This is a genomic window from Enhygromyxa salina, from assembly GCF_000737335.2.
GTDB classification, from domain to species: Bacteria; Myxococcota_A; Polyangia; order Nannocystales; family Nannocystaceae; genus Plesiocystis; species Plesiocystis salina_C.
In genome coordinates this window covers 38,153-64,642 of record NZ_JMCC02000058.1, presented here as the reverse complement: position 1 = coordinate 64,642, position 26,490 = coordinate 38,153, and the positions used below count along the sequence as shown (strand labels likewise).

General features: G+C 67.6%; 25 protein-coding genes. 14 read left to right on the top strand and 11 right to left on the bottom strand.

The annotated features are described in order from the left end of the window. Window positions 1-105 precede the first annotated feature (105 nt). Entirely contained in the window at window positions 106-1,596 is a 1,491-nt protein-coding gene (locus DB30_RS21825; RefSeq protein WP_052552076.1) for an amidase, read from the bottom strand. Window positions 1,597-1,653: 57 nt separating this feature from the next. Between DB30_RS21825 and DB30_RS21820 the strand changes: the two genes are divergently transcribed. Beyond that, on the top strand, window positions 1,654-2,316 hold the full coding sequence (locus tag DB30_RS21820; protein ID WP_052552075.1) for a 5-formyltetrahydrofolate cyclo-ligase: 663 nt from the start codon (window positions 1,654-1,656) through the stop codon (window positions 2,314-2,316). A gap of 6 nt (window positions 2,317-2,322) precedes the next feature. On the opposite strand, the gene DB30_RS21815 is transcribed toward DB30_RS21820, so the two are convergent. Both DB30_RS21815 and DB30_RS21810 read right to left on the bottom strand, forming a co-directional pair. Further along, on the bottom strand, window positions 2,323-2,835 hold the full coding sequence (locus DB30_RS21815) for a hypothetical protein (protein ID WP_146660035.1): 513 nt from the start codon (window positions 2,833-2,835) through the stop codon (window positions 2,323-2,325). Window positions 2,836-2,839: 4 nt separating this feature from the next. Beyond that, window positions 2,840-3,811: a hypothetical protein gene (locus DB30_RS21810; RefSeq protein ID WP_052552068.1), complete on the bottom strand. Its 972-nt coding sequence runs from the start codon at window positions 3,809-3,811 to the stop codon at window positions 2,840-2,842. A 318-nt stretch (window positions 3,812-4,129) separates the two neighbouring features. Here DB30_RS21810 and DB30_RS21805 point away from each other — a divergent pair, with 318 nt between their 5' ends. Further along, a complete protein-coding gene (locus DB30_RS21805; protein ID WP_146660033.1) occupies window positions 4,130-5,770 on the top strand; it encodes a serine/threonine-protein kinase in 1,641 nt (546 codons plus the stop codon). Window positions 5,771-5,995: 225 nt separating this feature from the next. Here the strand turns inward: DB30_RS21805 and DB30_RS21800 are convergent, their stop codons facing one another. From DB30_RS21800 to DB30_RS21790, 3 genes are all read right to left on the bottom strand, one after another. Beyond that, entirely contained in the window at window positions 5,996-6,454 is a 459-nt protein-coding gene (locus DB30_RS21800; RefSeq protein WP_165703883.1) for a hypothetical protein, read from the bottom strand. A gap of 269 nt (window positions 6,455-6,723) precedes the next feature. Beyond that, window positions 6,724-7,515, bottom strand: coding sequence for a creatininase family protein (locus tag DB30_RS21795; RefSeq protein ID WP_052552060.1), 792 nt, complete (start codon window positions 7,513-7,515; stop codon window positions 6,724-6,726). Further along, entirely contained in the window at window positions 7,512-9,149 is a 1,638-nt protein-coding gene (locus DB30_RS21790) for a benzoate-CoA ligase family protein (protein ID WP_052552057.1), read from the bottom strand. The genes DB30_RS21795 and DB30_RS21790 overlap by 4 nt, the downstream gene beginning before the upstream one ends. Window positions 9,150-9,172: 23 nt before the next feature. Between DB30_RS21790 and DB30_RS21785 the strand changes: the two genes are divergently transcribed. Both DB30_RS21785 and DB30_RS21780 read left to right on the top strand, forming a co-directional pair. Then, window positions 9,173-9,673, top strand: coding sequence for a hypothetical protein (locus DB30_RS21785; protein WP_052552054.1), 501 nt, complete (start codon window positions 9,173-9,175; stop codon window positions 9,671-9,673). 32 nt (window positions 9,674-9,705) lie between these two features. Beyond that, on the top strand, window positions 9,706-10,314 hold the full coding sequence (locus DB30_RS21780) for a hypothetical protein (protein WP_146660031.1): 609 nt from the start codon (window positions 9,706-9,708) through the stop codon (window positions 10,312-10,314). Here the strand turns inward: DB30_RS21780 and DB30_RS21775 are convergent. Further along, on the bottom strand, window positions 10,304-11,104 hold the full coding sequence (locus DB30_RS21775) for an OmpA family protein (RefSeq protein ID WP_052552049.1): 801 nt from the start codon (window positions 11,102-11,104) through the stop codon (window positions 10,304-10,306). The genes DB30_RS21780 and DB30_RS21775 overlap by 11 nt on opposite strands. A gap of 137 nt (window positions 11,105-11,241) precedes the next feature. Between DB30_RS21775 and DB30_RS21770 the strand changes: the two genes are divergently transcribed. The 4 genes from DB30_RS21770 (at window position 11,242) to DB30_RS21755 (ending at window position 16,701) form a co-directional block, all read left to right on the top strand. Next, window positions 11,242-14,070 (top strand): FtsK/SpoIIIE family DNA translocase, encoded by a 2,829-nt coding sequence (locus tag DB30_RS21770; RefSeq protein WP_052552046.1) that lies wholly within the window; start codon window positions 11,242-11,244, stop codon window positions 14,068-14,070. 240 nt (window positions 14,071-14,310) lie between these two features. Beyond that, window positions 14,311-15,036 carry a LolA family protein gene (locus DB30_RS21765; protein WP_052552043.1) on the top strand — a complete coding sequence of 242 codons (726 nt, stop codon included), beginning with the start codon at window positions 14,311-14,313 and terminating at the stop codon, window positions 15,034-15,036. A gap of 244 nt (window positions 15,037-15,280) precedes the next feature. After that, the gene (locus DB30_RS21760) at window positions 15,281-16,351 is read left to right on the top strand and encodes a hypothetical protein (protein ID WP_052552040.1); all 1,071 of its coding nucleotides are present in this window, start codon (window positions 15,281-15,283) and stop codon (window positions 16,349-16,351) included. 209 nt (window positions 16,352-16,560) lie between these two features. Next, window positions 16,561-16,701, top strand: coding sequence for a hypothetical protein (locus DB30_RS21755; RefSeq protein ID WP_153258382.1), 141 nt, complete (start codon window positions 16,561-16,563; stop codon window positions 16,699-16,701). Between the two features lie 26 nt (window positions 16,702-16,727). On the opposite strand, the gene DB30_RS21750 is transcribed toward DB30_RS21755, so the two are convergent. Beyond that, window positions 16,728-17,450: a 1-acyl-sn-glycerol-3-phosphate acyltransferase gene (locus DB30_RS21750; RefSeq protein ID WP_240480299.1), complete on the bottom strand. Its 723-nt coding sequence runs from the start codon at window positions 17,448-17,450 to the stop codon at window positions 16,728-16,730. Window positions 17,451-17,552: 102 nt separating this feature from the next. On the opposite strand from DB30_RS21750, the gene DB30_RS21745 reads away from it, so the two are divergent. Genes DB30_RS21745 through DB30_RS21725 form a run of 4 tightly spaced genes read left to right on the top strand, consistent with a single transcriptional unit; the run spans window position 17,553 to window position 20,694 of the window. Then, window positions 17,553-18,197, top strand: a complete 645-nt coding sequence (locus DB30_RS21745) for a hypothetical protein (RefSeq protein ID WP_146660027.1) — start codon at window positions 17,553-17,555, stop codon at window positions 18,195-18,197. A 43-nt stretch (window positions 18,198-18,240) separates the two neighbouring features. Continuing rightward, complete coding sequence (locus DB30_RS41575; RefSeq protein WP_052552035.1) at window positions 18,241-18,915, top strand: hypothetical protein; 675 nt, start codon at window positions 18,241-18,243, stop codon at window positions 18,913-18,915. Between the two features lie 13 nt (window positions 18,916-18,928). Next, window positions 18,929-20,065: a chorismate synthase gene (gene aroC / locus DB30_RS21730; protein ID WP_052552032.1), complete on the top strand. Its 1,137-nt coding sequence runs from the start codon at window positions 18,929-18,931 to the stop codon at window positions 20,063-20,065. Beyond that, the gene (locus DB30_RS21725; protein ID WP_052552029.1) at window positions 20,062-20,694 is read left to right on the top strand and encodes a hypothetical protein; all 633 of its coding nucleotides are present in this window, start codon (window positions 20,062-20,064) and stop codon (window positions 20,692-20,694) included. Before aroC ends, DB30_RS21725 begins: the two co-directional genes overlap by 4 nt. A gap of 5 nt (window positions 20,695-20,699) precedes the next feature. Here DB30_RS21725 and DB30_RS21720 read toward each other — a convergent pair whose 3' ends face one another. Beyond that, on the bottom strand, window positions 20,700-21,716 hold the full coding sequence (locus DB30_RS21720; protein ID WP_146660025.1) for a hypothetical protein: 1,017 nt from the start codon (window positions 21,714-21,716) through the stop codon (window positions 20,700-20,702). Window positions 21,717-21,913: 197 nt separating this feature from the next. Between DB30_RS21720 and DB30_RS21715 the strand changes: the two genes are divergently transcribed. After that, complete coding sequence (locus DB30_RS21715) at window positions 21,914-23,617, top strand: serine/threonine-protein kinase (protein ID WP_052552022.1); 1,704 nt, start codon at window positions 21,914-21,916, stop codon at window positions 23,615-23,617. A gap of 110 nt (window positions 23,618-23,727) precedes the next feature. Next, entirely contained in the window at window positions 23,728-24,633 is a 906-nt protein-coding gene (locus DB30_RS41570; protein ID WP_146660023.1) for a hypothetical protein, read from the top strand. A gap of 281 nt (window positions 24,634-24,914) precedes the next feature. Here the strand turns inward: DB30_RS41570 and DB30_RS21700 are convergent, their stop codons facing one another. Further along, window positions 24,915-25,760 carry a PQQ-binding-like beta-propeller repeat protein gene (locus DB30_RS21700; protein ID WP_052552016.1) on the bottom strand — a complete coding sequence of 282 codons (846 nt, stop codon included), beginning with the start codon at window positions 25,758-25,760 and terminating at the stop codon, window positions 24,915-24,917. Between the two features lie 60 nt (window positions 25,761-25,820). After that, complete coding sequence (locus DB30_RS21695; protein ID WP_146660021.1) at window positions 25,821-26,426, bottom strand: glutathione S-transferase family protein; 606 nt, start codon at window positions 26,424-26,426, stop codon at window positions 25,821-25,823. Window positions 26,427-26,490 lie beyond the last annotated feature (64 nt).

Here is a 26,490-nt window from a genome sequence, read left to right as displayed (position 1 = left end):
TCGCTCATCGACCGGGCTAGAGCGCCAATCAGTCTGAGTTCACGACGCCAGGCGCATCTGGGGCCGCACCTGCCGACGCGACTCCACACTGATCGGCGCTCTAGCTCACACGTTCGTCGGACGCCGATCCATCCAGGGCTTGGCTTGCTCGATCTGCCTGGCCAAGCGCAACAACAGAGCCTCCTCGCCCAGCCGCCCGACAAACTGGACACCCATCGGGAGCCCCTCGGCGTCCCAGTGCAGCGGCAGCGAGATGGCTGGTTGCCCTGTCATGTTGAACAGCTGGGTGTTGGGGGTGGCCGCGAGCGGATCCGCGGCGAGCTCATCGAGCAATTTCAGCATCACGCGTTTGACCGGGGCGGTCCGAAACACCCGCGCGGCGTTGCGCTCGAGCGCCGTTGTGGCGATCTCACCGACCTTCAGCGCCGGTTGGGCCAGCGTGGGGGTGATCATCACGTCATGCTCCACGAAGAAGTTGGACAGCTCGATCGATGCCCTTTGGATCAGCGCCAGCTGCTCGATGTATTCGCCGGCACTCAGTGACTCGCCAATGATCCGCAGCAGCCAGGTCTTGGGCTCGAGCTCGCCCGCCCGGGCCGGCTTGCCACGCTCGGCCTCGTACACGCGGATCGCCGAGGCGGTGCCGCAGCAGACCATGATCAGGTACGCCCGAGTCAGCGCGGCACGATCGAAGCTGGGGGTGGCCTCGACGACCTCGTGACCAAGCTCGGCGCACAGCTTGGCGGCGTCTTCGGCCGCCTGCACGCAGTCGGGGTCGGTGTCCGTGGCCAGCAACGCGCGGGTGCACAAGGCTACGCGCAGGCGCTCTGGCGCGCGCTCGAGCTGGGTCACGAACGACTCGCCCGGGGCCGGCAGCTGCTCCGCGACGCCGCGCCGCGGACCGGAGATGCAGTCGAGCAATCCGGCGCTGTCACGCACGCTGCGGGTCAGCACGTGGGCGCCCGCGAGGTCGCCCCACGAGCCGGTTGGATCCATGACGGGGGCCCGGTGGCGCGATGGCTTGAGCCCGACCAGCCCGCAGTTGCTGGCGGGGATCCGGATCGAGCCGCCGCCGTCGCTGGCGTGCGCGGCTGGGACCATGCCCGCGGCCACGGCCGCCCCCGCGCCGCCGCTGCTGCCCCCGGGGGTGCGGTCGGTGTTCCACGGGTTGCGCGTCGGGCCAAACAGCTCGGGTTCGGTCACGCCAAGGATCCCCAGCTCCGGCGTATTGGTACGTCCACAGATGATCAGCCCGGCCGCCTTGAACCGCCGGACCAGCTCGTCGTCGTGGGTCGCCCGCCGGTCCGCCCACAGCCGCGAGCCGTTGCTGCTTGGCTGGCCAGCGTCGAGCGCCTTGAGATCCTTGAGCAGGAACGGGACCCCACGAAACGGCCCGCTCGGTAGCTGGTCCAGATCCAGGGCCTGGGTGCGGGCGCGCTCGAAGCTGCGATGCACGACCGCGTTGATCTTGGGATTCCGCGCTTCGATCCGCTCGATCGCCGCCTCGACCAGCTGAGTCGGCGACACCTCTCCATCGCGCACCAGCCGGGCGAGTCCGGTCGCGTCGTGTTGCTCGTAGTCTTCGAAGCTGGACATGCCCGGGTTTTATCGTCGCAGGGCCGCGCTGGCGAGCGTCGGTGTAGGCTCGCGCACATGACCGAGCCCAAGCTCGAGCAGCCCAGCGCGGATGCAGCCAAGCAGGCCCTGCGCAAGCTGTTGTTGGCGCGGCGGCGGGCGCTGTCGGCCGAGCATTTGTTGCTCGGATCGCAGCAGCTCACGGCCAAGCTCGTCGCGCATCCCATGTGGGTCGAGGCCCGCGGCTTGGCGGCGTTCGTTGGGGTGCGCGGCGAGGTCGACACCCGGCCGCTGCTCGAGCTCGCGCTCGCGGCTGGCAAGCGTGTGTGGTTGCCCAGGTTGATCGGCTCGGGGCGCATGCGGTTTTGGCCGTGTCGGGATCTCTCGCAGCTCGAGCCGGGCCGCATGGGTCTGCTCGAGCCGCCGGTCCACACAGCCGAAGCAGGGGAGGGGGTGGTCGCCCCGGGGGCCGAGCACGGCGTCGATCTGATGCTGGTCCCAGGGCTTGGGTTCGGCCAAGACGGCGCGCGGCTGGGATTTGGTGCCGGGCACTACGATCGGGCCTTGGCGACTCGCCGGGCGGACCCGGAACTCGAGTTGCCGCCGCTGTGTGGGGTCTGTCTGGCCGCGTTCATCGATCCACCAGGGGGCCCGATCCCGATGCTCGATCACGATCTGCGCATGGACTACCTGGTCTCGGACCAAGGCGTCCAACAGCTCGATGCGACAACACGCGTGTGACCCCGATCAGCACGCGGCGTCGCAGAGCTCGTCCATGCAATCGAGGAGCGGATCGAGCTCGGGCATGTCCGCCTTTGTGCCGTTGCAGGCGTTCTTGCAGGTGCCGTTGCTGCCGCCTTCGAACAAGCAGGCCGCAAGGCATGGGCAGTCTTCGACCGCCTCGCAAGCGAGCGCGAGCTCGCAACAGCTCGAGCCTAGACACATCCCGCACTCGGGGTTGAACGCGTCGAGTGGGGCGCAGGTGTTGGGTTCGCTGTCGGCGACGTCGGGGATCTGTGGGAACTCGGTGTCTTGTTCGTCCTCGCCGCCCGACTCGGTGCTATCTTCGGATTCACTGTCGCCGCCGGATTCACTGTCGCTGCCCGACTCGCTGTCGCCGCTGGATTCACTGTCGCCGCCTGACTCCGTGCCCGCTTCGGCGACCGCGTAGATGAGCGGGTTGGGCTTCATGCAAGTGGACGCGCCGCTGCCAAGCGCGAGCACGAGCACGCAGAACATGGGTGAGATCGGTACGGTCATCGGCTCAAAACCTCGTGGTCCAGACCAGGCCGAGCTCGGTGCCGCGGCGATCCCCCATCCGGGTCTCGTCGACGATCAGCATCACTCCACCGGTCAAGCTGGCGGCGAAGCCCGCGGACACCAGCGCGATTCCACCTGTGCGCGTGTCGTAGAGTTCGGGGCAGGCGGCGAGGTCGTTCGGGTCCGCGCCGCGAGGGCAACGGCTGTCGATCGCCAACAGCACGGCCCCAGCGACCAGCGCAGCTCCACCCGCGACGAGCGTCGTGACCTCGGCCCAGCGCGGCGCGGTGCGGTGGCGTTGGCGTTGCGGGCCAAGTTCGAGTGGGCGCTCACCGGTGTTGGCCTGGCCCCGCGTGGGGACGGGGCTGTCGGCGGTCTCGGCTGATCCCGAGTAGGTCACGGTGACGACGGTGTCCGCCGCATCCAGGGAGACCGTGGTGCGCAGCGGGTCTGCGTCGGCGGTCGCGTCTTCGGCCAGCGACTCGACCCAGACCCTATGAGTGCCCAGCGGAAGCGCCAGCTCGCGTGCGGACCCCGGCGTGTCCACGTCCCCCGCGTTGCGCTCGTTGATCAATACCCGACACTTGGTGGGGCACTCGACCCGCAGTCGCGCGAAGCCGCGGGCCTCGAGCGCGCGCTGGCGTTCGGCCACCAGCGCCCCAAGCCCCGGACCCAGCCGATCGCTGGGCAGGGGGGCATCGGCCAGGGCCTCGAGTGCTGCGTCGATCGTCGCCGCGGCGGCGTAGCGATCTCCCGAGGCGAGCTGAGCCCGAGCCAAGGCGAGTTCGGCCAAGAGCCGTAGTTCGAGCGTCTTGGGGTCCCCGGCCAGCTGCGGCGTGAACTCGCGAAGATGGACCAGCGCTGCGCGCAAGGTGTCAATTCCGCGCTCGGGGTCCGTGTTGATCTGGACCAGCGCTGTCTCGACCGCGCTGACGGCACCTGGATAGCTGTCGTCGGCGTGCGCAGGACCAAGCACCAGGCCAACTGTAAGTAATATGCCGAAGAACGGCCCCGAAATAATTGCCATACTCTTGTCGCGATGTTCTGCAGGTGCGATCAAGTGTCGCGCAGTGCCGTCCTGAGTCCAGATTTTTGTGGCGTCGAATATTCGGCCTGTATCTACACCGGGGCTGTAATTGGGGGCGGTGGCACCCGGGCGCATTGCCTGTCACTTTGGCCATGTCGGATGATAGGCGACTCAAAAATAGCACGATTGAAGTGTATGAAGTTGGCTTGACATTTTCTGGATATTCGTCATTCACTCATGTGAGTGCAACGATTGGGTCCATACGCGTTGGTTCGCCGCATTGCCTCGGGTGGGATGGCCGAGGTGTGGATGGGGCGGCGCCAGGCCATGGGCGGGGCGAGCAAGGCGGTGGCCATCAAGTTGCTGGCCTCACACTTCGCCAACAACCCGGTCTACCGCCGGATGTTCGTCGACGAAGGCCGTCTGACCATGATGTTGACGCACTCCAACATCGTGCAGGTGTTCGACGTTGGCGAGCACGAGGGGCGCAGCTACCTGGTCATGGAGTGGGTGGATGGCATGGATCTGAGCCGGCTCGCAACCGCGATGCGCGAGGAGGGCCAGGCGTTCGAGCTACACGTCATCGCCCACGTGATCGGTGAGGTCCTGCGCGGCCTCGCCTACGCTCACGGCCTGACAGAGGGCGACGAGAGCAGCACGATCGTGCATCGTGACATCTCGCCGCACAATGTGCTGATTTCGGTCAGCGGTGAGGTCAAGGTCAGCGACTTCGGGGTCGCGCGCCTGGCCAGCGAGGAGACCTCGGGCCTGCACGTGCGCGGCAAGCTGCGCTACATGCCGCCCGAGCAGCTGCGCGGCGACACCAAGCACGCGACCACGGATCTGTTCGCGGTTGGGGCGATGCTGCAAGAGCTGCTCGACGGCGTCCGGTTTCGTGCGGGGGCTGGGCGTGACGCGCTGTTCGGCATGGTGGTCGCGGGCGAGATCCCGCCGCTGCGCCGAACCGATGTTCCGCTCGAGTTGGTCGCGCTGCGCGACGGCCTGCTGGCAAAAGATCGCGGAGCGCGTGTGCAGTCTGCGGGCGAAGCGTTGACGCTCCTGCGTCGCTGGCCCGGGTATCGCAACGCCGCCGACGAGCTGACCGCGCTGGTGCGTGGTCGCGCTGGGATCGCGGCGCCGCGCACTGGGTTGACCGTGGAATTCTCCGACGAGGAGCTCGAGCTCGAGCCCAGCGACGAGCCGACGGTCCACGAACAGTCTGGGCAGTCTGGGCAGTCTGGGCATGAGCAGTCGGAGTCGCAGGACGCGTCGGATCTAGCAACACGCTCGATCCTCGCCGTCGATGAGGCCGCGTCCGAGACCACCCCACAGCCGTTCGAGCGGGTGGCCGGGGCTCGGGCCAGCGGTTGGCGACGCGCCCCGGTTGCGCTGGCGGTTGCGCTGGCGGTGCTCGGTGTCAGCCTGGGGTTTGGATATGCGTGGCTGTCCGGCACCACGGCTGCGTCCGCGCCAAGCGAGGATGCCCCAGCCGCCGAGGCGCCCGTCGAGCCCACGGTCGTCCCCGTTCCCGTTCCCGTTCCCGTTCCCACGCCTGTGGAAGTCTCGCCCGTGCCCGTCGAAGCCGCGCCGGTCGTAGAGGCTTCACCACCGGTGGCGGCCCCGAGCGAGCCCAAGCGGCGTGCGTCCAAGGTCCCCGCTGCGATCCCTGCCGAGGTGGAGTTCGCCGCTCACGAGTTCTTCTTCGTGTGGGTCAAGGTCAACGGACAGGAGCGGGCGCTCGAGCCCGTCGCCAAGCTGAGCCTGCCGCCCGGTCGCCACAAGGTCTGGCTGCGCGAGCGCGCGAGTGATCCGTGGGTCAGCGCGGGGCGGGTGAAGGTGGCTTCAGGCCAGCGCTATCGCGTGTCGCTCGAGAAGCCGGCCGGCGTGAAGCTGCAGCGCCTGAACTGACTGTAGTCAGTCTGGGGCCGTTCCTGACTAGGGATACTGCGAGCGCCGAGTCGACAACGGCGGGGATGGCCCTGCAGACGTGCCAGGGTGCGTCTGTGCCGTTCCTGACGAGGAGCGAGGTCGAAGCTGTGTCGGGATACCGCGAGCGCCGAGTCGACAACGGCAGGGACGAGTCAGTAGGCGTGCACTTGTGCGTGGGATTTAGCGGTTCGCCTCTCTCGTGCGTCACGCAGGCATTGGCCGCCCATACTCGGCGAGGTCGAGAACGGAGTCGTCGTCCGCTGGGTATGAGCCCTTGCCGTCATCGTCACCGTCATCGCAGTCGTCGTCGTCGTCGTCGTCGTCGTCGTCGTCACACTCGTCGCCGTCGCCGTCGCCATCGCCATCGCCGTCGCCGTCGCCATCGCCATCGCCGTCGCCATCGCCATCGCCGTCGCCGTCGCCGTCGCCGTCGCCATCGCCATCGCTGCCCTGGTCAGGCGTACGAGGGCGGCCACTCGAGTCCGTGCCGTCGCCGTCGCCGTCGCCCGAGTCGGTGCCGTCGCTCGTCTCGTCGTCACTCGTCTCGCTGACCTCGTCTCCGGGTTGGAACAGCGGATTGGGTTCCATGCAAGCCGGCGTCGCGCCGCTCGAGCCGAGCACCAGCAAGAAGAGACCGAGCGTGGGGGAGATGGGCATACTCATGACTTCGGGAACCTCGACATTCAGCCATACTCTCATCATTTGAGCGTATGGGTGTCGTGGAGTGTCGCGCAGTGCCGGGCTGGGTCCACGTTTGACGGGTCAATGGGGCTGCTGGTACGCGCAAATATTGACAGCACCCGGGTGGCCAACGGAACAATTGGCAATTGGTACGTTGTGTCAATCGGTACAGTTGCTGCCAATTGGGCCATGCGGAATGCTGGCAGGCCCAGGCCCTCCAGTAATGGCCGCCACCGTATTGATCGCAAAGGTCAGCCGCCCAACGCCTCGAGCACCGTGTCGACGACGATGCTGGCGAGCGCGTCGTAGCTGGCGTGGCCCTCGGCTGCGCTGGCGTTGGCCGGATTGCCACAATAGGCCTGATCGAGGCCGCACTCTGCGAAGCTCGTGGCCCCCCGGGCGATGTGCTCGTGCAGCGCCACGTGGTGTTCGGGCAATTTTTGCGCGAGCGCGACGCGGACCAAGCTTGGATCCACCGCCAGCACCAAAGAGGTCTCGTACTGTCCGGCGTGGCACGAGCCGCTCTGAAATTCCTGGGTCAAGCGGGACGCGTAGCGTCGGCGGGTCTTGTCGGGGAACAACAGCTTTCCCGGCGCGCCGGACTCTGCGTATTCGCGGGTGACCCCGCGCAAGGTCGCGATGTTGTCAGGCTCGAGGTGCGCGTTGATCAGCACGGTCGCGTCAAAGCCCAACGTTGCATAACGGCGCGCGAGCTCGAGCAGGGTCGCGCGGGCCGTGTCCTGGGTGACGCCGGCGGACCCTGCAAAGTCTGCAGCCCAATCGGTGACCGCGTAGTGCAGCGCTGGCATGCGCACGGCGATCATCCCGCGGGCGGCGAGCTGCTCCGCCGCGCGCCGGGCCATCTCCACCGAGATGATCGAGTCTGTCGCCAGCGGCAGGTGAGGCCCGTGGGCTTCGGTGCTCCCGGTTGGCAGCAGCGCGATCTTGGGCTCGGACCGTGCGAGCGCGGCCTCGACCTCCACGTAGGTCATTCGCGCGAGCTCCCAGACCTGGCCAGCCGCGCCCGGATCCGTCGCGCTCACGCCTGGCCTCCCGCGCCATCGACCTGCTTGGCCGCCAGCTCGCGCAGCGCAGCCCGCCGGATCTTCCCGGTCTCGGTGCGCGGCAGCTCAGCCACGAACTCGAGCTTGCGCGGGGCCTTGAACGCGGCGACCAGCGTGCGGCAGTGCGCGATGATCTGCTCGGAGAGCTCGTCACTGGCTTCGTGCCCAGCCGCGAGCTCCACGAAGGCCATGGTCTTCTCGAGCTCGTCGGCGTCGCGGAAGCCGACGACGCCAGCCTCGCGCACGGCGGGGTGGGCGATCAGGGCGTTCTCGACCTCGACCGGCGACACGAACACGCCCGAGCACTTGAGCATGTCGTCGCCGCGGCCGCAGTACCAAAAGTAGCCGTCAGCATCGACCATGAACTTGTCGCCGCCAACGACCGCGTCACCGTGAAAGGTCTCGCGGCTCTTGTCGCGCATCCGCCAGTAGCACAGCCCCGCAGAGCCGCCGCGGATCACGACGGTCCCGATCTCGCCCTTGGCGACGGGGCGGCCGTCGTCGCCGACCAGCTCGTACTCGTAGCCCTCTACCAGCTTGCCGAGGCTGCCCTCTTTGACGTCGCCGGGTCGGTTGGTGATGTACACGTGGAACATCTCGGCCGAGCCGATCCCGTCGTAGATCTCGGCCTTGAAGCGATCGCGCCAGGCCCGATAGATGCGAGGTGGAAGCGCCTCGCCGGCCGAGATCAGCGAGTGGAGCTTGGACAGATCACGGCCGTCGGCGGCGCCGTCGTTCTCGGCGGCGGCGACCATCTTGGCGATCGTCGTTGGCACGGTCACGAACTGCGTGGCCTCGTAGCGCTCGAGCAGCTCGAAGTACGCGGCCGGCTTGACGCGTTGGGGCAGCAGCACGCAGCTGCCCCCCACGCTGAACGGGAACAGCATGTTGCTGGCCAGCGCGTAGCCAAAAAACAGCTTGGGGGCGGACAGCGTGATGTCGTCGCGCTTGAGTTTGAGCGTGCGCTGGGCGTAGGCGATCGTGTTCCACACGAAGTCGTGGTGCATGTGGACCACGCACTTGGGGTTGCCGGTCGAGCCGCTCGAGCTCAGCCAGGTCGAGATGTCGTCGCGGTAGGTTGGCTCGGTGCGCGCGGTGCTGGGCAGCGAGCCGCAGGCCTGCGCGATGTCGACGGTGCCCTCGGGGGTGGCCGCGAAGGTCCGGTCGTGGACGATGTAGTGCTTGGTGTGGCGGCCCTCGGTCTGGCGCGCCTCGTCGACGGCTGGCCAGATCTCGGCGTCGACGATCACGGCCTTGGGCCGGGCGTACTCGAGGTAGTAGGCGTAGTCCTTGGCCTTGAGCCAGTTGTTGGCTGGGACCGCGACGCAGCCAGCCCGGAGCACCCCGAAGTAGCAGGCCACGAACGCGGGCGTGTCGGGCAGCAAGATCAGCACCCGATCCTCGATGCCAAGCCCGAGCTCGCGCAGTAAATTGGTGACCTTGCAGCTCTCGCCAACCAGCTGCGCGTAGCTGAGCTGGCGCGGCTGGTCGAGCGAGCTGCCGTGATAGTGGATCGCGGTCTTGTCGCCCAGACCCTCGTCGAGGCGCCGGTCCAGGAACCATTCGGCCATGTTGAGGCGATCGGGGATCTCGATGGCAGGGCCCGATGACATGGCCGGAGTGTACACTCCGCCCGATGGCGACGGCCCTGTATCCGACGCTGACCTTCGACCTCGCCCGCGACACCTTCGTGGTGTGGCTGCGCTGGGTAGCGATGGAGCAGCCAGCGTCTCCCGAAGATCCCCCGGGGCAGGGGATCCGCGTCGAGCTGCAGCTCAACCGCAACCCGGTGCTTGGGCCAACGATCGTGTATCGACGTGATCTGAGCGCGGCCGTGTACCTGCGGGCCAACGCCGGGCGCACACGCCAAGTGCTGCGCGCGGCTGCGGGACGCGCGGGCATCGTCGACGTGCAGCTGGTGATCCACGGCTCCATCGCCAACGCGCCCTACGCTGCGCTGTACCAGCTGCGCGACTACGACGGCGAGGCGATCTCGACCGCCGCTGTGGCTGCGACGCCGTTGTTGCAGCTGCAGCCCTCGACACCCGGGGATCAGTGGCACGTCGCGGGCCAGGCCAACTTGCGCGTGATGTTGAAACTCGACGGCGACCCGCTGCATCTGAACGTGCTCAATTGATGACCGCGCAACAGTGTTTTCAGCTCGGGCGAGTGCTTCTCGGCCTCGTGGTGTGCGCGGCGTGTGCGGTCCCGCAGGCGCCCGAAGCTCAGGCGCCACGGGTGGAGGCGCCGGGGCCCCAGGGCGCGTTCACCCTCGAACACACCAACGGCGCTGCGTCAGACCTCTCGTGGTCCGCCCCGGAGGGCCACGTGTTCTGTCGCTGGTATGCCGAGCCCGAGCGCGGCGACTACCTGTGGATCCGCTTGGCGCAGACCCCCGAGCAAGACGGCGACGCCGGCCCGCGCTTGGACATCGATGTGTGTCGGCTGAGCCAGCGGCCCAGCGGTCGCTACGAGCCCATGCCAGCCGGCGCCCACGGCAGCCACTGCAGCCCAGATCCAGGCTTTGCGATCTGGTGGCACGAGGGCGACGACGCGTTCAACAACGGAGCCGGGCCCGCCGATCCCAGCTGCGCGCTCGAGATTCAGTTTGACGCCGCGTCCATGACCCTCACTGGCGAGTTCGCGTGCGCCGACCTGGCGTCCGCGCCCCACGCAGAAACGACAGAGCCCAAGCTGCAAGCGCTCGGGCCCGTGTCGGTCTTGGCTGGGCGGTTTCGCTGCGATGTGCAGCGCATGCCGCCGCGGCCTAGTTCATGAGCATGTCTTGCAGGTTCTGCGGGATCGTGGGCATCAGCACGACCTCGATCCGCCGGTTCTGCGCGCGGCCTTCGGGCGTGGAGTTGTCCGCGACCGGGTCAAACTCGGCGTAGCCCGCGGCGCCGATCCGGTCGGCCGGCATGCCTTGCTCGATCAAGTAGTTGGTGACCTCGAGCGCGCGCGCGGAGCTGAGCTCCCAGTTGCTGGCGAAGGTGGCGGTCTTGATCGGCACGTTGTCGGTGTGGCCGCCAACGATCCAGTCGCGCTTGACGGCCTTGAGCGGCTCGACCAGCGAGCTGATCGCCTCTTGTCCGGTCTTCTTGAGCTTGGCGCGGCCCGAGTCGAACAAGATCGCGTCGTCGAGCTGGACGACCAGGCGACCTTCGCGGAACCCGACCTTGATCGTGCCGGCATCGACCATTTTTTTGAGGCTGGCGAACAAGCTGCGGTAGACCTCGAGCTCCTTCTCGCGCTTCGCCTTCTCGGCGCGCAGCTCGGCGAGCTCGCGCTCGGTGATGCCTGCCTTGTCGGCGAGATCCTTGAGCTGGCCCTCGAGCTGCGTGATCTGCCCGCCGAGCTCGCTGAGCTCGCCCTCGAGCTCGGTGATCCGCTCTTGCAGCGTCTGGTTCTCGGCCTGCAGCGTCGCGTTGGCCTGCTTCTGGCCTTCGAGATCCTTGCGGGTTTGCGCGAGCTCGGCCTCGGCCTTGGCCAGGGCAGCCTCGAGTTCATCTTTTTTGCAGCCTCCGAACAGGAGGGCGACAAGGGGGAGCAGGATGGCGACGCGTCGCATGGCGCGGACACTAACCCGCCCTGGCGGTCCCCGCGACACCCCGCAACGATTAATGTGGTGAAATGTAGGCTTTTATCCTACTATGACCACCTGGGGAGCCCCGCGAGATCCACAAACACACGAGATCACTAAAGAAAATGGCGAAGAAGCAGCGCAGTCGAGAGCCGGAGCCGAGTGATCCTGGGATCCCCCGCGGGTGGGGCGAGTTCCTGGGCGTAGCGTTGCTGGCGATCGGCGCGCTGATGGCGGGCGGGCTGATCTCCTATCAGTTCGGCGACGGCAACCTCATGGGCCCGGTCGGCAGGCTGGTCGCGGCCGCGCTCTACGCTGGGTTCGGGATGGCCGCGTACCTGGTCGTGCTCGGCGTGGTGGGGATCGGCGTCAAGGCGCTGCTCGGGCATCGCATGGAGCTGCGCATGGGCGAGGGCATTGGATTTTCGTCCGCGACCTTGGCCGGCTGCGTGCTGCTGCACGTGATGTTTCCCAGCTACCGCGTGCACGGGTACACGGCGGGCGGTCTGTCTGGCGAGCTGCTGGGCGAGGTCAGCATCGGTCTGTTCGATCACGCGGGGACCTACCTGCTCACGATCACGATCATGTGCTTGGGTCTGATCGCGTCGACGCCGCTGACCTTTGGCCACTTGCTCGCGGGCTCGCGGGCGGTTGGTCGCGGGGGGCTGTGGACGCTGCGCTACCTGTGGTCGGGCGTCGTCGGGATCGCGCAGGCGCAGCGCGAGTACGCGGAGCAGAAGTGGGAAGCAGAGGCGACGGGGGAAGCGGAGGAAGAGGAGGCGTACGAGGAAGAGGAAGAGGAAGAGGCGTACGAGGAAGAGGAAGAGGCGTACGAAGAGGAAGAAGAGGAAGAAGAGGAAGAAGAGGCGTACGAGGAAGAAGAAGAGGAAGAGGAAGCAGGGGAGGAGGCCGAGGTCGAGGCGCCCGCGAGCCCCAAGAAAAAGTCCAAGTCCACCCGCAAGTCGACGCAGGGCAAGCGCGCTCGCAAGAACCGCAAGCGCAGCGACGCCGAGGCAGCCGAGGTGCCCCAGATCGCGCAGGCCGACGAGCTCGAAGCCGTCGAGCCGCCGACGCCGAGCGCTCCATCGAAGTCGCCGAGCAGCGACGAGCGGCCCGAGATCTGCGTGAGCGAGGATCCCGATCTACTCAGTGGCCCCGACGCCGACGACGAAGAAGACGACGCACAAGACGAAGATCCCGAGGCGGCCGCCAACGACGGCCCCGAAGCCGACGGGAAGCCCGGTCGCAAGAAGGCGCCGCTGACCCCAGCCGAGATCGCCGCCCGCGCGCGCGCCAAGCGAACCGAAGCGGTCGGCGCAGCCAACGACGCCAAACCAGCGCCGCGGCGAGATGGCGCACAGCCCGTTCAGTACCTACAGGGTGCCTACGAGCTCCCGCCCCTGCACCTGTTCGCCGCGATCGACAAGTCGGCGACCAAGACCGAGATCGACACCGACTTCATCTACGAGCAGGCCGGGCGCATCGTCGAGGCCTTCGCCCACTTCAAGATCCGCGGCAAGGTCACCAAGATCCACCCGGGTCCGGTCATCACGCGCTACGAGTTCAAGCCCGAAGCGGGGGTCAAGGTCTCGCGGATCCAGAACCTCGAGAACGACCTGGCGATGGCGCTCGAGGCGATCCGGATCCGGATCCTCGCGCCGATCCCCGGCAAGTCGACGGTCGGTCTCGAGGTCCCCAACAAGGAGCGCGAGACCGTCTACCTGCAAGAGAACCTGGCCGACCCCACCTACAAAGAGACCGGCGGGCACCTGCCGCTGGTGCTCGGCAAGGACATCGTTGGCAAGGCGGTCTCGATTGATCTTGGCAAGTCGCCGCACTTGCTGGTCGCCGGCGCGACCGGCTCGGGCAAGTCGGTCGGGGTCAACGCGATGCTGTGTTCGCTGCTGTACTCGTGCACGCCCGACCAGCTGCGCCTGATCCTGATCGATCCCAAGATGCTCGAGTTCAGCATCTACCGCGACATTCCGCACTTGTTGCTGCCGGTCATCACCGACGCCGAGAAGGCCAACTTGGCCCTGCGCTGGGCCGTCAACGAGATGGAGCGGCGCTACGCCTTGTTGTCGGGCGCCAAGGTCCGCGACATCAAGGGCTACAACAAGAAGATGCCGCAGCTGCAGGCCGAGTGGGACGCCGAGAGCAAGGCGCTCGAGGCCGAGGCCGCCGGGCTGTCCGCCGAGGCGATGGCCGATGGCGAGGACGCGGTCAACGGCAGCCGGCTCAGCGGCGTGCAGTTTGATGCCGAGGGCAACGCGGTGGCGATCACCGGCGGCGTCGAGCTGCCGCCGCGGCCCGAGTCGATGCCCTACATCGTGATCGTGATCGACGAGTTCGCCGACCTGATGATGGTTGCGAGCAAGGAGGTCGAGTGCAACGTGGCGCGGCTGGCCGCCAAGGCCCGCGCTGCTGGGGTGCACTTGATCCTGGCCACGCAGCGGCCCTCGGTCGACGTGATCACGGGGACGATCAAGAATAACTTCCCCTCGCGGATCGCGTTTCAGGTCACCTCGGACATCGACTCGCGCACGATCCTGGATCAGAAGGGCGCCAAGCAGCTGCTGGGCATGGGCGACATGCTGTACATGGATCGCGGCAAGGAGCCCCGGCGTATCCACGGCTGCTTCGTGTCGGAGGCCGAGATCGAGAAGGTCGTCGAGTTCGTGCGCAAGCAGGCCAAGGCGTCCTACAACATGGAGATCACCAAGGCCGAGGTCGAGACCGACGAGGCCGACGAGGAGCGGGCACACGATCCGCTCTACGACAAGGCCGTGCAGCTGGTCGCCGAGGCGCAGAAGGTCTCGACCTCGATGCTGCAGCGCCGGCTCAACGTTGGCTACAACCGCGCGGCGAAGATCGTCGAGCGGATGGAAGAGGACGGGGCGATCGGTCCGCCAAATGGCAGCAAGCCCCGCGAGGTCTTCGTCTCGGCCGCGTGAGTTCCGCCCGCACGCCATGCCCGCGGGCGCCAACGCGACGCCGATGTCGTGGCGTGAACCGGCGGTTGCTGGGGAATCACGTGGGGCCAGCGGGTTGGATCATGCGTTCGCGCATACCCCGCGCAGTGGGTCCCGTGGCTTTTGCGGGCGTCCGACAATAAGCTCTGCTGGATCCCGTCCGAGAACCACGCGGGCCGACCGCCCGTTCGAGGAACCCACATGCACGCTGTACTCGTTTCAATGTTGAGCCTCTCCGTTCTGCTTGGCTCCGGCGCCTCCGCCGTCGAGCGCGACACCATCACCAAGGTGTTTCGAGCGCAGAACCCGGAAAAGACCTCCAAACCCATGGCGCCCGCGTGGCGCCCCGACAACTCCTCTGAAGTTCTGGTCATGGTCCAAGCCTTCTACGACGGCACGGGGGACCTCGAGGCCAAGTTCAAGCAGACCTACTGGAACCCGACCTACGGCGAGGCCAAGAAGACCTCGGGCAAGCTCAAGCTCAAGAAGCCGGGCAAGATGGTGTGGGACTACGGCGATGGGCAAGACGCCGACTACTACGCCAACGGCGACACGCTGTGGATGGTCGAGCACGACACCCGGCAGGTGATCAAGACCTCGACCGACGGCAACTCCGAGGTCAACGTCGCGCTGAAATTTCTGTTTGGCGGCGAGAAGCTGACCCGCGAGTTCGAGGTTCGCTACGCCGTGGAGGACAAGGTCCAGCGCTACGGCGACGCAGATCACTATGTGCTCGAGCTTCGGCCCAAGGCCAAGAACAAGCACTACAAGGGCCTGGTGCTCATGGTCCACGCGACCACCGGCCGGGTCGACAGCTTCGTGGTCTACAACACTGACGGATCCTCGAACTATTTTCAGCTCAAGGGGATCAAGACCAACGTCGGGATCACCGACAAGCTGTTCGACTTCAAGCTGCCGGCTGGCTACGTCGAGACCATCGAAGAGTAGTCCACAGAGGCGCCTTCCAAACCCGAGTCACGCGATCGCGTGCTCGGGTTTGTCGCGACTTGCGTGGCCGCCGGGATCTCGGCGCGAGCGCACTCTTGGTTTGCATCCACCATGCGCCAAATGCATGCGTGGGCTCACCAGCGGCGCATGGCTGGCGCTTGTTTGGGCCGTCGCGGCCCTGCTACCCTCCGCGGCACGGACCGGATACCCCGGATCCACGCGACTAGAGAACATGATGCTACGCATGAACAACGACCTCCTTGGCAAGCTCTCGATCTGCGGAGTGGCCCTGCTGCTCTCCCTCCCGGCGGTCAATGGCTGCAAGTCCGACGACACGGCCGACGCTGACGGAGACACTTCCGGCGACGGCGACGGCGACGGCGACACCACCGGCGATGGCGACGGTGACCCGGGCGACGGCGACGGCGACCCAACGGGCGATGGCGACGGCGATCCAACGGGTGACGGCGACGGCGACGGCGTGAGCTGCGAAGAGACCCACGCCCCCGGCGACGGCGCGGCCAATGGCGATCCTTGCTTCTCCAACGGCGATTGCGCCTCGAAGCTGTGTGAGGTGTTCCAGGACGTCCCGCCCGTTGAAGGCACCTGCGAAGAGGCGTCGCCAACCGACGTCTGTGAGACCCGCATCATGGGCCGGGTCCTGGACTTCACCACGCGTCAGACCGTCGCGGACGTCAACCTGCGCGTCGCCCAGGCGATCCAGGCCTCGGTCGACCCGGTCGGCGCGGCCCCGCTCGCGTCCGGGACCAGCGACGCCAACGGCATCATCGACACCCTGAGCGACGGCCAGATCGCCTCGGCGCTCGGCATCGTCGGGCTCGCCGATGGTGGCAGCTACTACCTCACCGCGACCGGCCTCGCGAGCCCGGCCACCGGCACCAACTACGGCCCGGCCAACGCGATCCACGACATTTGGGTGGTCCCGTCGCAGTCGCTGACGGACTGGTCCGACGCCTTGATGACTGACGCCGAGTTCGCCAACCATCTGCCGCTTGGCGAGTCTGGCGGCGTCGTCGGTCTGGTCCGTGACGTGGCGACCGGCGATCTCATCGAGGGCGCCGTGGTCGTGCCGACCAAGGGCAACAGTTCAAACGCGGTGATCCGCTACCTCAACGCGGCGGGTGACGACTTCGTGACCGAGGCGACCACGACCTCGGGCGTGTTCGTGATCGTGAACCCGGACATTGGCGAGACCTTTGGCGTCGAGATCGGCGGCGAAGACCAGGGCATCACTGGCACCGGCGGTTCGTCGAGCGGGGCGATCTTCACCCTGGTCATGAACGTCTCGATGTGAGCTGCTGATCGAGATGGGCGCGGGCCAGCGGTCCGCGCCCAGACCGGCTATCGTGGGCGCGATGGCCGTACAGCTGAAAATCCGCGACATCCGAACGGGCCAAGCGCAGATCGCCGAGTTCGACAGCGTCGAGGACCCGATCGCTCGACGCCGAAGAGAAGGCCGCGCAGGCGCAGCAGGATCAACGCGACGCCGCGGCGCTGCGCGAGATGGCGGACAAGGACCAAGCGCAGGCACGCGAGGAGCTCGAGGTCTGGCCGGGTCCCGTTCCAGGCGGCGACGAGGCCGACCGCGTCGAGCGGGGCGGGCAGCTCAACGCGCTGCTTGGCGACTCGTGCTGCACACCCTGAGTCCGGGCACCCGAAGCGCTCGCGCTCTAAGCTTGCGCCGCTTCGCGAACTTCCGGCTCGTCGGCCGGCTCGGCGCGAGGCTTGAGCGGCACCACGGGGCTCATCTGCTCTTCGCGAAGTAGCGGCAACGTGAACAGCTCGGGGTGCTTGGCCCACGACGTCTTGTAGAAGGCCCGGACCTGATCCATGGTCGCGCAGACGTCTTCGTTGGCCTCGATCATGGGACCGAACCCAGCTTCGCGAGTGCCGTAGTCGAGATAGCTCAAGCAGATCGGGAGCTCGGCACCCACGGCGATCTGATAGAAGCCCGACTTCCAGTAGTCGCGCTTGCCCCGGGTGCCCTCTGGTGGGATCGCCAGCAGCAGGGACTTGCGGGACTCGAACTGCTCGACGATCTGGCCGACGAGACCTTGGGGCGCGCTGCGGTCGACAGGGATCACGCCGCATGCTTTGGGCAGCCACCCAAGCGGCCCGCGGGTGAGCGATGCCTTGCCCATCCAGGCCAAGTCGACCCCCCAGACCCAGGCGAAGGCGAGCATCCAGAACCCGTCCCACCAGGTCGTGTGCGGGGCCGCCACGATCACGTATTTTTCTAGGGTTGGTGGGGCGCCGCCGACCGTCCAGCCGCCGAGGCGGAGGCAGGTCGCGGCGAAACGCGCACGAAGACCGCGGCCGCGTTGCGTCCGGCGTTCATAGCCGTCGTCGACCGAATCTACGGGCAGGCCCTGGAAGTCGCGTATCCGACTCACTGATCACTGCGGTACCATGGTCGGCTTCGCGCCACACCCGGGCTTTGGTCTCAGAAGTGTCATTTATTTGGCCACCGACCGCTCGGGTGTCCTACTGCGCGCATGCGCTCCACGCTTGCTGCCGTCACTGTGCTCGCCGTCACCATTGGGGCGCTGACGGGTTGCGATTTTTTCCAGGAGCTCGAGAACCTGCCCGAAGCCGGCGAGGACGAGTCTGGGGAGGGCGACGGGACGGCTGGAACCGGTGACACGGGTGACGCGGGGGAGACCGGAGGCGAGCCCTGCGACGTGCTCGACGAGTTTTGTTCGGACCAGGACACGCTGCATAGCTGCGACCTCGCGACGGGTGAGCTGCTGACCTACCCGTGCGCGACGGTGTGTGGATCTGCCAACCTCTTGAACTTCACGTGCACGCCCACCGCCACGTTCCAGCACGGGTGCTGGTGCGTCAACCCGGGTGACATCAAGCTCGACACCTGTCTGCAGCTCGACACTTGCGTCAACGAGTGTGGGGATCCCGACTCGACGTGCGCGGGACAGTGCTTCACGCGGACCGACGCGCAGACGGTCCGCTTGCTTGGTGCGCTCTACTCTTGCGCGGATCGTGCCTGCGATGAGATCTGCGCGAGCTCGCCTGCTGACTGCGGCAGCTGTCTGATCGCGGCCAAGGCGGGCCTGTGGGGCGACTGCGGCGTGGCGCGCGAGGTCTGCGACGCGGACCAAAATGACGAGCCCAGCTGGCCCTGAGCCCGGGTTTGTGGGGTCTCGCAATTTGGGCGAGAGTGCGGGCATGAACGCTCGCTTGGTGGTGGTCGCGCTGACTGTGTTTTTCTGTGCGCCCGCGGTCGGCTGCGGTGACGATGGTGGCAAGTCCGGCAGCGAGAGCGGGAGTGAGAGCGAGAGCGGGACCAGCACGGCTGGCGACACCGGCTCCGAAGCGGCCGACACCAACGCGGATGGGAGCTGCCCGATCGGTGAGGCTGGCTGCCCGTGCACCGGCGGGGGCGCGTGCGATCCCGGGCTGACCTGCGAGAGCGGCGTGTGTGAAGACGCGTGTCAGATCGGCCTGGAGGGATGCCCATGCACCCAAGGTGGCGCGTGCGATCCCGGCTTGATGTGTGACGGGGGCGTCTGCGGTCCCGCCACCGGCGATGGTGACGGTGATCCCGGCGGAGACGGTGACGGAGACGGAGACGGCGACGGAGACGGAGACGGAGACGGCGACGGTGACACGGGCGGCGGGATCATGTGCGAGGACCTCAGCAACCAGTGCGACGCCGCCGACGCAGTGGCCTGCTACTGCGAGGGCTGCAACGACAACGGTCAGTGCACGCAGAACGAGGACTGCGTGTGCTCCGACTGCGCCGGCATGAACTTCTGTCAGGGCTGTGACGACAACGGGCTGTGCGATCCCTACAACGAGGCCTGCAGCTGCGCGGACTGTGCCGCGCACGAGCAGTGCTAGATTCGCCTCCGCAATGCCCGGAAACTCATTTGGTGAGCGCTTTCGCGTCACCACCTTCGGCGAGTCTCACGGCGGGGCGCTCGGGGTCGTGATCGACGGGTGTCCGGCTGGGCATCGGTTTCCCCGCGAGCGCATCGCAGCGCAGCTGGGTCGGCGGCGGCCCGGACAGAGCGCGCTCACGACCTCGCGCGACGAAGCCGACGCGATCGAGCTGCTCGCGGGGGTCGACCCAGAGTCGCAGCTGACGCTTGGCACCCCCATCGCGATGTTGGTCCGCAACAAGGATCACCGACCGGGGCACTACGCCGACATCGGCCAGATCTACCGGCCCTCGCACGCGGACTACACCTACGACGCTCGGTTTGGGCTGCGGGCGGTCGCGGGGGGCGGTCGCTCGTCTGCGCGCGAGACCGTGGCCCGCGTGGCCGCCGGGGCCCTGGCCGAAGATCTACTCGCGGCCGTGCACGGGGTGCAGATCGTCGCGTGGGTGAAGCAGGTCGCCGAGCTCGAGTCGCCGCCGGTCAACGAGGACACGGTCACCCGCGCCGAAGTGGATCACAGCGTCGTTCGCTGTCCAGACCCGGGCGCGGCCACACAGTTCGAGGCCGCGATCCGCCAGGCCAAGAAGCAGGGCGACACGCTGGGCGGGGTGGTTCGCTGCGTGATCCGTAACGTCCCGCCAGGGTGGGGCGAACCGGTGTTCGCCAAGCTCACCGCTGAGCTCGCGGCTGCGATGATGAGCCTGCCAGCCAGCCGTGGGTTCGAGATTGGCGAGGGCTTCGCGGCCACACGCATGCGCGGCTCGACCCACAACGACCCGTTTTACATGGCGGCCGATCAGCAGGTGCGCACCCGAACCAACCACAGCGGCGGCATCCAGGGTGGGATCAGCAACGGCGAGGCGATCCGGCTGGCGGTCGCGTTCAAGCCAGTCGCGACAATCTTCAAGCCGCAGCAAACGGTCACCCGCGCCGGGGAAGAAGTCACGTTCAGCCCCGCCAAGGGCCGCCACGATCCCTGCGTGTTGCCGCGGGCGGTGCCAATGGTCGAGGCCATGGCGGCGCTGGTCTTGTGTGATCAGATGCTGCGCCGCGCAGGCGTGCGCGTGAACGAGCTGCCCGGGTTCACCCCTGGATCGGGGGGCGCATGAACCAACCTCGCGCGCCGCTGCAGCTGCTGCCGGCCCCCGAAGATCGCGAGCCGAGCGAGCCCACCTCCGCGCGCAAGGCCCCGCTGATCGAGCCTCGGCGACTGGCCCCGGGCGCTCCGCTCTCGCCGGGGCCGGTCCCGTTCGAGCTCGCGACCGAGCTGCGCGTGGGCGAGCCCGTGATCTGGTGGGGTCGCAAGTCCAGGATCGATCGCCGGCCAATCCTGTGGTTGCTGATCGCCGGCCTGCTGGTGCTCGGGTTTGCGACCATGCTGGCCCCGGAGCTGTGGGATCAGCCGTGGACCGACATGTGGAAGCCGCTGGTCCCCGCCCTGGCTCCGGCCGCGTTGTTGGGCATCCGTGAGCGGCTCAGCCTGCGCGACGTGGTCGTGACGGACAGCTCAATTTTGGTCTGTGATCACCGCGGCCGGCTCGATCGGCTCGCGTTTCGCAACGTGCGTCGCGTGGGTCGTGACTTGTTGACCGGCGGGATCCTGCTGGAGGGCGCGCGGCACAAGCTGCGGCTGCCGCCCGCGTTGGCAGAGGACGCTCGCGCGGCGATCGCTTCGCAGACGCGGCACACGCTGCGCAGCGACGAGGGGCCCGAAGATCCGCTGGCGTGGCTGCCCTGAACGGCTCAGAACCGCATCTGCCAAGCCAGCACGGCCTGGCGCCCGGTCTGCTTGCCAACTCGGACCTCGTCAACGGCCAGCGTGACCCCGCCCAGCACGATCAGCGCCGAGCCGATCCCCACGGCGGCGATGCCCGAGACGGTCCCCTCGTAGAGATCGGGGCACTCCGATGCGTCGGCGACGGGGTCTTGGCCACCCGGGCACTTGCCGTCGAGGCCCAACAGCACGCCGCCCGCGGCCACGGCCCCGACACCGATCACGGCCACGCTGATCTCGGCCCAGCGCGGCAAGATGCGCTTCGGTGGCGGGGGAGGGGGCTCGACCGCGACCGGTGGCGGGGCCACGATCTCGCACTCGTCGTCGTCCGCGATCTCTGGGTAGTAGAGCACCTCGGACACGCCGTCTTCGCCAAGCTCGATCTCGTGGCGCTCGGCCGGCGCGCTGCCGTCGGCGGCCTCGACCCACACGCGGTGGGGGCCGAGGTACAGCAGCCCGGAGTTGGCGGTCGCGGGTTGTTCGTCAATCACGATCCGACACGCCAGCCGACACTGGATCTGGATCGAGCCGGCCCCGCGCTCGTCGAGCAGCTTGCGGCGGGCGTCGTGAAACGCGACGAGCGTTGGCCCGAACCGCTTGATCGGCAGCTTGCGGTCGCGCGCTGTCAAGAGCACAGCGTCCATGACCCGCGCGGCGCGGTCCTCGTTGTCGGCGAGCAGCAGCGCCCGCGCGAGGTTGAGCTGCGACAGGTCCAGCGCTTCGCGGCCCTTGGGGTCCGCCGCGATCTGCGGGCCAAAGCCAACGAGCTGCTCGAGCGCCGCCTCGAGCATCGGCAAGCTGGACTCGGGATCGCGGTTGACGGCGATGTTGGCTTCGTCGACGGCGGTCAGGGCTGCCTCGTAGTCGCCGTCCGACTCGGGGGCCGCAAACTCGACGATTGGAGCGGCGAGCTGGGGAGCCGGCACAGAGAAGCTCGTGACGGTGCTCAGGGCCGCGAGCGAGCAAGCGAGTACGGGGGACGCCACAGCCGCAAGATATCAGGTGTGTTTTCAGCTAGGCGGACTGTTTCGGGCGGGCCGCGTTGGGTTTGGTGGAGTTCGGCTGCGGTGCGGGAGCCGCACGCCTGCACAGATTCTTGATCTTGGCAGGCTCGGCACGGCAACATGCGCATGCGACCTCGTGGCAGCCACGAGCGTCGTCGCGAACGCGAAATCGGACAATCGTGCGCCAACTCGGGCCATATCAGCTGCTTCGCAAGATCGGGTCCGGCGGGATGGCCGAGGTCTGGTCGGCGCGGATCAAGGGCACGAGCCCGGGCGAGGATCGTTTTTTTGCGATCAAGCTGCTGGCCGCCCACCTCGCCGAGCGCGACGAGTACCGCGAGATGTTCCTCGCCGAGGCGCGGCTGTCGATGATGCTCAGCCATCCCAACATCGTGCAGGTCTACGATGCGATGGCCCACGATCAGGACTGCTACATGGTCATGGAGTTGATCTCCGGCATGACCTTGTCGCAGTTCCAGCGGGCGCTGGCGCGTGACCACCTGGCGCTGCCGCTGACGGTCTCGGCCTTCGTGATCGGCGAGCTGCTGCGCGCGCTGTCCTACGCGCACCAGGTCCGGACCGACGCCGGCTCGACCATCGTGCACCGCGACGTGTCACCGCAAAACGTGATGGTGACCACGACCGGGCAGATCAAGCTGATGGACTTTGGCATCGCCCGGTTCGCCAGCGAGGAGACCCAGGGCGCGTTCGTGAAGGGCAAGCTGCAGTACATGCCGCCCGAGCAGCTGCGCAAGCAGACGCGCAAGCCAACGGTGGATCTGTACGCGGTCGGGGCGATCTTGCACGAGCTGCTCGACGGCCGGCGGTTCCGCGGCAAGCTCGATCAGGGCAAGCTGCTGGCAATGGTCATGAACGGCGAGGTCCCGGCCTTGCGGGATCCAAGCGCGGTGCCGGCCGCGATCGACGTGGTCCGCTGCGGTCTGCTCGAGGCCGACGAAAACACCCGGATCCAGACCGCGCGCAAGGCCCTGGGCATGCTGGTGCGGTGGCCCGAGTACCGCGAGTCCAACAGTGATCTGAGCGCGCTGGTGCTGCGCTTCGTCGAGCCCGCGACGCTGTTCGAGATCCCCGAGGGCAGCATGGTCTCGAGCGTGCCCGAGGGATCGTTCTCGGGCATCCCCGAGCAAGAGCATCCCGCTGGTGGCGAGCTCCCGGCCACCGCGGGCGCGCACTTCGACACCAACGCCTCGGCCCAGACGGAGCCGACCGGGTCCGAGCTCACCGCCGAAGAAGACCACGAGGTCCTGTCGGGCAGCCACGTGATCCCGATTCGGGCGCCTCGTCGCCGGCGTCGCAAGGGCTGGCCGTTCGCGCTTGGCGGTGTCGTGGTGGCGGCGGGGATCGGGGCGGCGTTCATGCTGCTGGGCCCCCAGCGCAGCAGCCGATCGCAGCCGCCGGTCGCCGACGCGGCGGACTCGGTCGCAGCCCCCGAGCCTGCGCCGCCGGTTGAGCCGGTCGCCAACGCGGCCGCGTCGAAGGCTGACACGGCCGCGCCCGAAGCCCCGCCAACAACCCCAGCCGTCGATGATCTCGGCGACACTGGGGAGTCGGGCGAGACCGGCGGGACCCAGGACGGCGCCGCGGCCGAGACCGGTGATCCCTTGTCGGACGCCGAGCGCGAGCTGGTGCCGATCGAGTTCGTCGCCAACGAGTTCTTCTTCGTCTACGTCAGGGTCCACGGCCGGGTCCTGACGCTCGAGCCTCGCTCGCGGATCCAGCTGCCCGAGGGCAACTACGGCGTCCAGCTGCGGCAGTCGAGCGACGACGACTGGCAGCGGGCGGGGCGGATCACGATCGAGCCCGGCGCGCAGTATCGGGTCGAGATGCAAAAGCCCGCGGGCCTCAAGCTGGTGAAAAAGTAAATGATCCCCACACAGACCTTCGTGCTTCGCCGCCTGCAGCCGCTTCACGTCTGGCCGCTTCGGTCCTCGGGGCCGCTTGTGTGCGGGGGCATGTGTGGGAAGGGGTCGGCGTGAACGCGCGCGCGTGGTCCAGCTTGGGCGTCATGGTCGCCTTGGGCGGCGTTGGTTGTGTTCGCGTGCCCAACCCCAACTATTTTGCCGACGGGGGCAGCGACAGCGCGGGCTCCGAGACGGCGACCAGCGTCGGCGATGGGGATGGGGATGGTGACGGCGACCCGGACAGCGGTGATGGCGACGGCGACGGCGACGGCGACGGGGACGGCGACGGCGATGGCGACGGCGATCAAGAGGGCGACGGGGACGGTGACCACTGCGAGCCAGGCCAGCTCGACTGCCCGTGCGCGCCGCTCGAGGTCTGTGATCCCGGGTTGGCCTGCGTGCTCGGCAATTGCTTAAACGCCGACTCGTGCGGGCCGGTCAACGACGCCGTGCAGGTCAGCGCAGTGCCCAGCTACCTCGCGGAGCCCCCGATGGTCCCGGAAACCTCAATCTGTGTGCTCAACGGGGTGGATCAGGGCAACAAGGCCGTGCTCAACGTCCAGAGCTGCACGGGCAACCTCGCGAGCCTGGTCATCGAAGTGCAGCCAAAGGTCGCGCCAATCGAGGACCTGCTCGGCAACCCCAACCTCGCCGCGAGCGTGACCGTGCTGGACTCGCCAGCGGGCTTGTTCGTGCGCGTCGACGCGAACGGGATGGAGCTCTATTACGTCAACAGTGATACGCTGTTCGCTGATGGCGTCACCCAGTATCCCTGGGCGATCGCGCCGTTTTCTTCTGCCTGCGGGACCACGCCGTCGATGTGCGGTGAGGTCGAGCGGCTTGCGATGTTGATCGACGACGGGGTGGTGTTCGATGGCAACGCGGCCCAAGCATCGGGCGCCGCTACGGCGTGGATCGAAGAGAACCTGGATGTCTGCGGGACCTACTCCCACGAGTTGGCCCTCTTGGGCTATTAGTGACCCCCACAGAGACCTTAGACTTCGCCGACTGCAGCCGCTGACGCGTCTGGTCCTTTTTAGACCCCCACAGAGACCTTCGACTTCGCCGACTGCAGCCGCTGACGCGTCTGGTCGCTTCGCTCCTCGGGGCCGTTTGTTCGCATCCGTATGTGTGGCCCCCTGGGAGGGGGCTCGCGTGGCTTCGGCGGAGGTGTACAGGTGCTTCGCTGACCGTAGCCGTCCTCGGGGCCGTTTGTTCGCGGTCGTATGTGTGGCCCCCTGGGAGGGGGCTCGCGTGGCTACTCTTCTTCGTCAGCAGCGGCGGCGGCGTCGTCGTCACTGGTGTCGTCGGTGCCCGAGCCAAACGCCAAGATCGTGCCGTCGTAGTTGGCGACGAGCAGGCTGCCGTCCACGAGCTCGAAGCTGAAGTTTGCGGCCTCGGGCTCCTTGGCGTCAGCCACGGCAGGGACGGCGACGACGAACACGAGGTCGCCGTTGCCGGTCGCGCGACACCGGATCTCGCGGGCTCCGGCGACGGCGTAGCACACACCCTCGTCGGCCACGCGCACTTGCGAGACGTCACCGGCCTCGGTCACGTTCCAGCTCGAGCAGGTGAGCGTCGTTCCCTCGGCGGTGCAGTCGCCCGCTTCGTTGGTTGCGGGGGCGGTGATCGCCTCGGCCTGGGCCTTGTTGGCCTTCTTGACCTTGCCGGCCGCGGTGCCGATCACGACGGGCTTGCCGCTGGAGGTGGTGAGCGAGACGAACTCGGGGCTGAGGCCGGTGAGGCTCAGCGTCTCTTTGTTCTTGTAGGTCCACAGCAGCTTGCCCGTGTCCACGTCGAGGGCGACCAAGTGCGTGCCCGGAGTGCCGATGTCAATGTACGCGCCGGCGAGGGCGTAGACGCGAGCGTCCGCGACCGTTGCGATCAGAGCGGTCGGCTGCCCGCTCGGGGTCGCCCAGGTTTGCGTCCACGTTTGGGTGGGTGTGTTCGACGGTCCAACCGGCTCGGGCTCGGGCTCGGGCTCGGGCTCGGGCGCGGTGACGGTGGGCTCCGTTGTTTTGGAACCACCCTTGTCGCAGGCGACGAGGGTGAGTGAGGCAAGTAAAGCGAGCGCGGTCGAGGGCAGGATGACGTGGCGGGACATGGAGCGCAGCCTCGCTCACTTGCCAGGCTCAGAGCAAGCAGGATGCGAGCGCCCGGCCCCTCATTTTGCGTACCACTGCACGACCTTTGGGTGCTCGGCGACCGCCCGGGCGAGGGCGTTGAGCTTGGGGTAGTCGGCGAACACTGTGTTTGGCACGTGGTCGACCGCCCCCGACGTAAACCACTTGACGGCCATGTACAGCTTTAGATCGGCGACGCCAATCTCCGCTCCTCCGACGAAGGGCCCGTCGCCCAGCTGCCGCTCGACGTACCCACCCCATTGCTTCAGGTAGCCCTGGGCAAGCTCGGTGCGGGCGGCGAGCTTGGCCTCTGGGTTGGTGATCTTCAGGACCGCGCTGACGGTCCCGCGCAGCTCCTCCACGGCGCACATCAGCGCTTCGTGGTGGGCGGCCTGCCAATTGTCACGAGGGTGCAGGCCGTGCTGGCGGCCGATCAAGACCAAGATCGCGTTGATCTGCGCGAGCGGGGGATGACCCTCGATCTCGAGCACCGGGAGCGAGCCAAACGGCGTGGTTGGCTTCAGCTCGGGCCAGCTGCCTGCGAGGCGGTTGTCCTCGAAGTCGACGCCAGCGAGGTGCAGGGCGAGTCGGGCCTCTTCGCCGCGGCTGCCGGCGAAGTCGAAGTAGGTCAGCTTGGGCTTGGACATGTTCGCCACGCTACGCCAGGCGTTTGTGGGTGTTCCACCGCGGTCGCGGGTTGGGTGTGAGTTG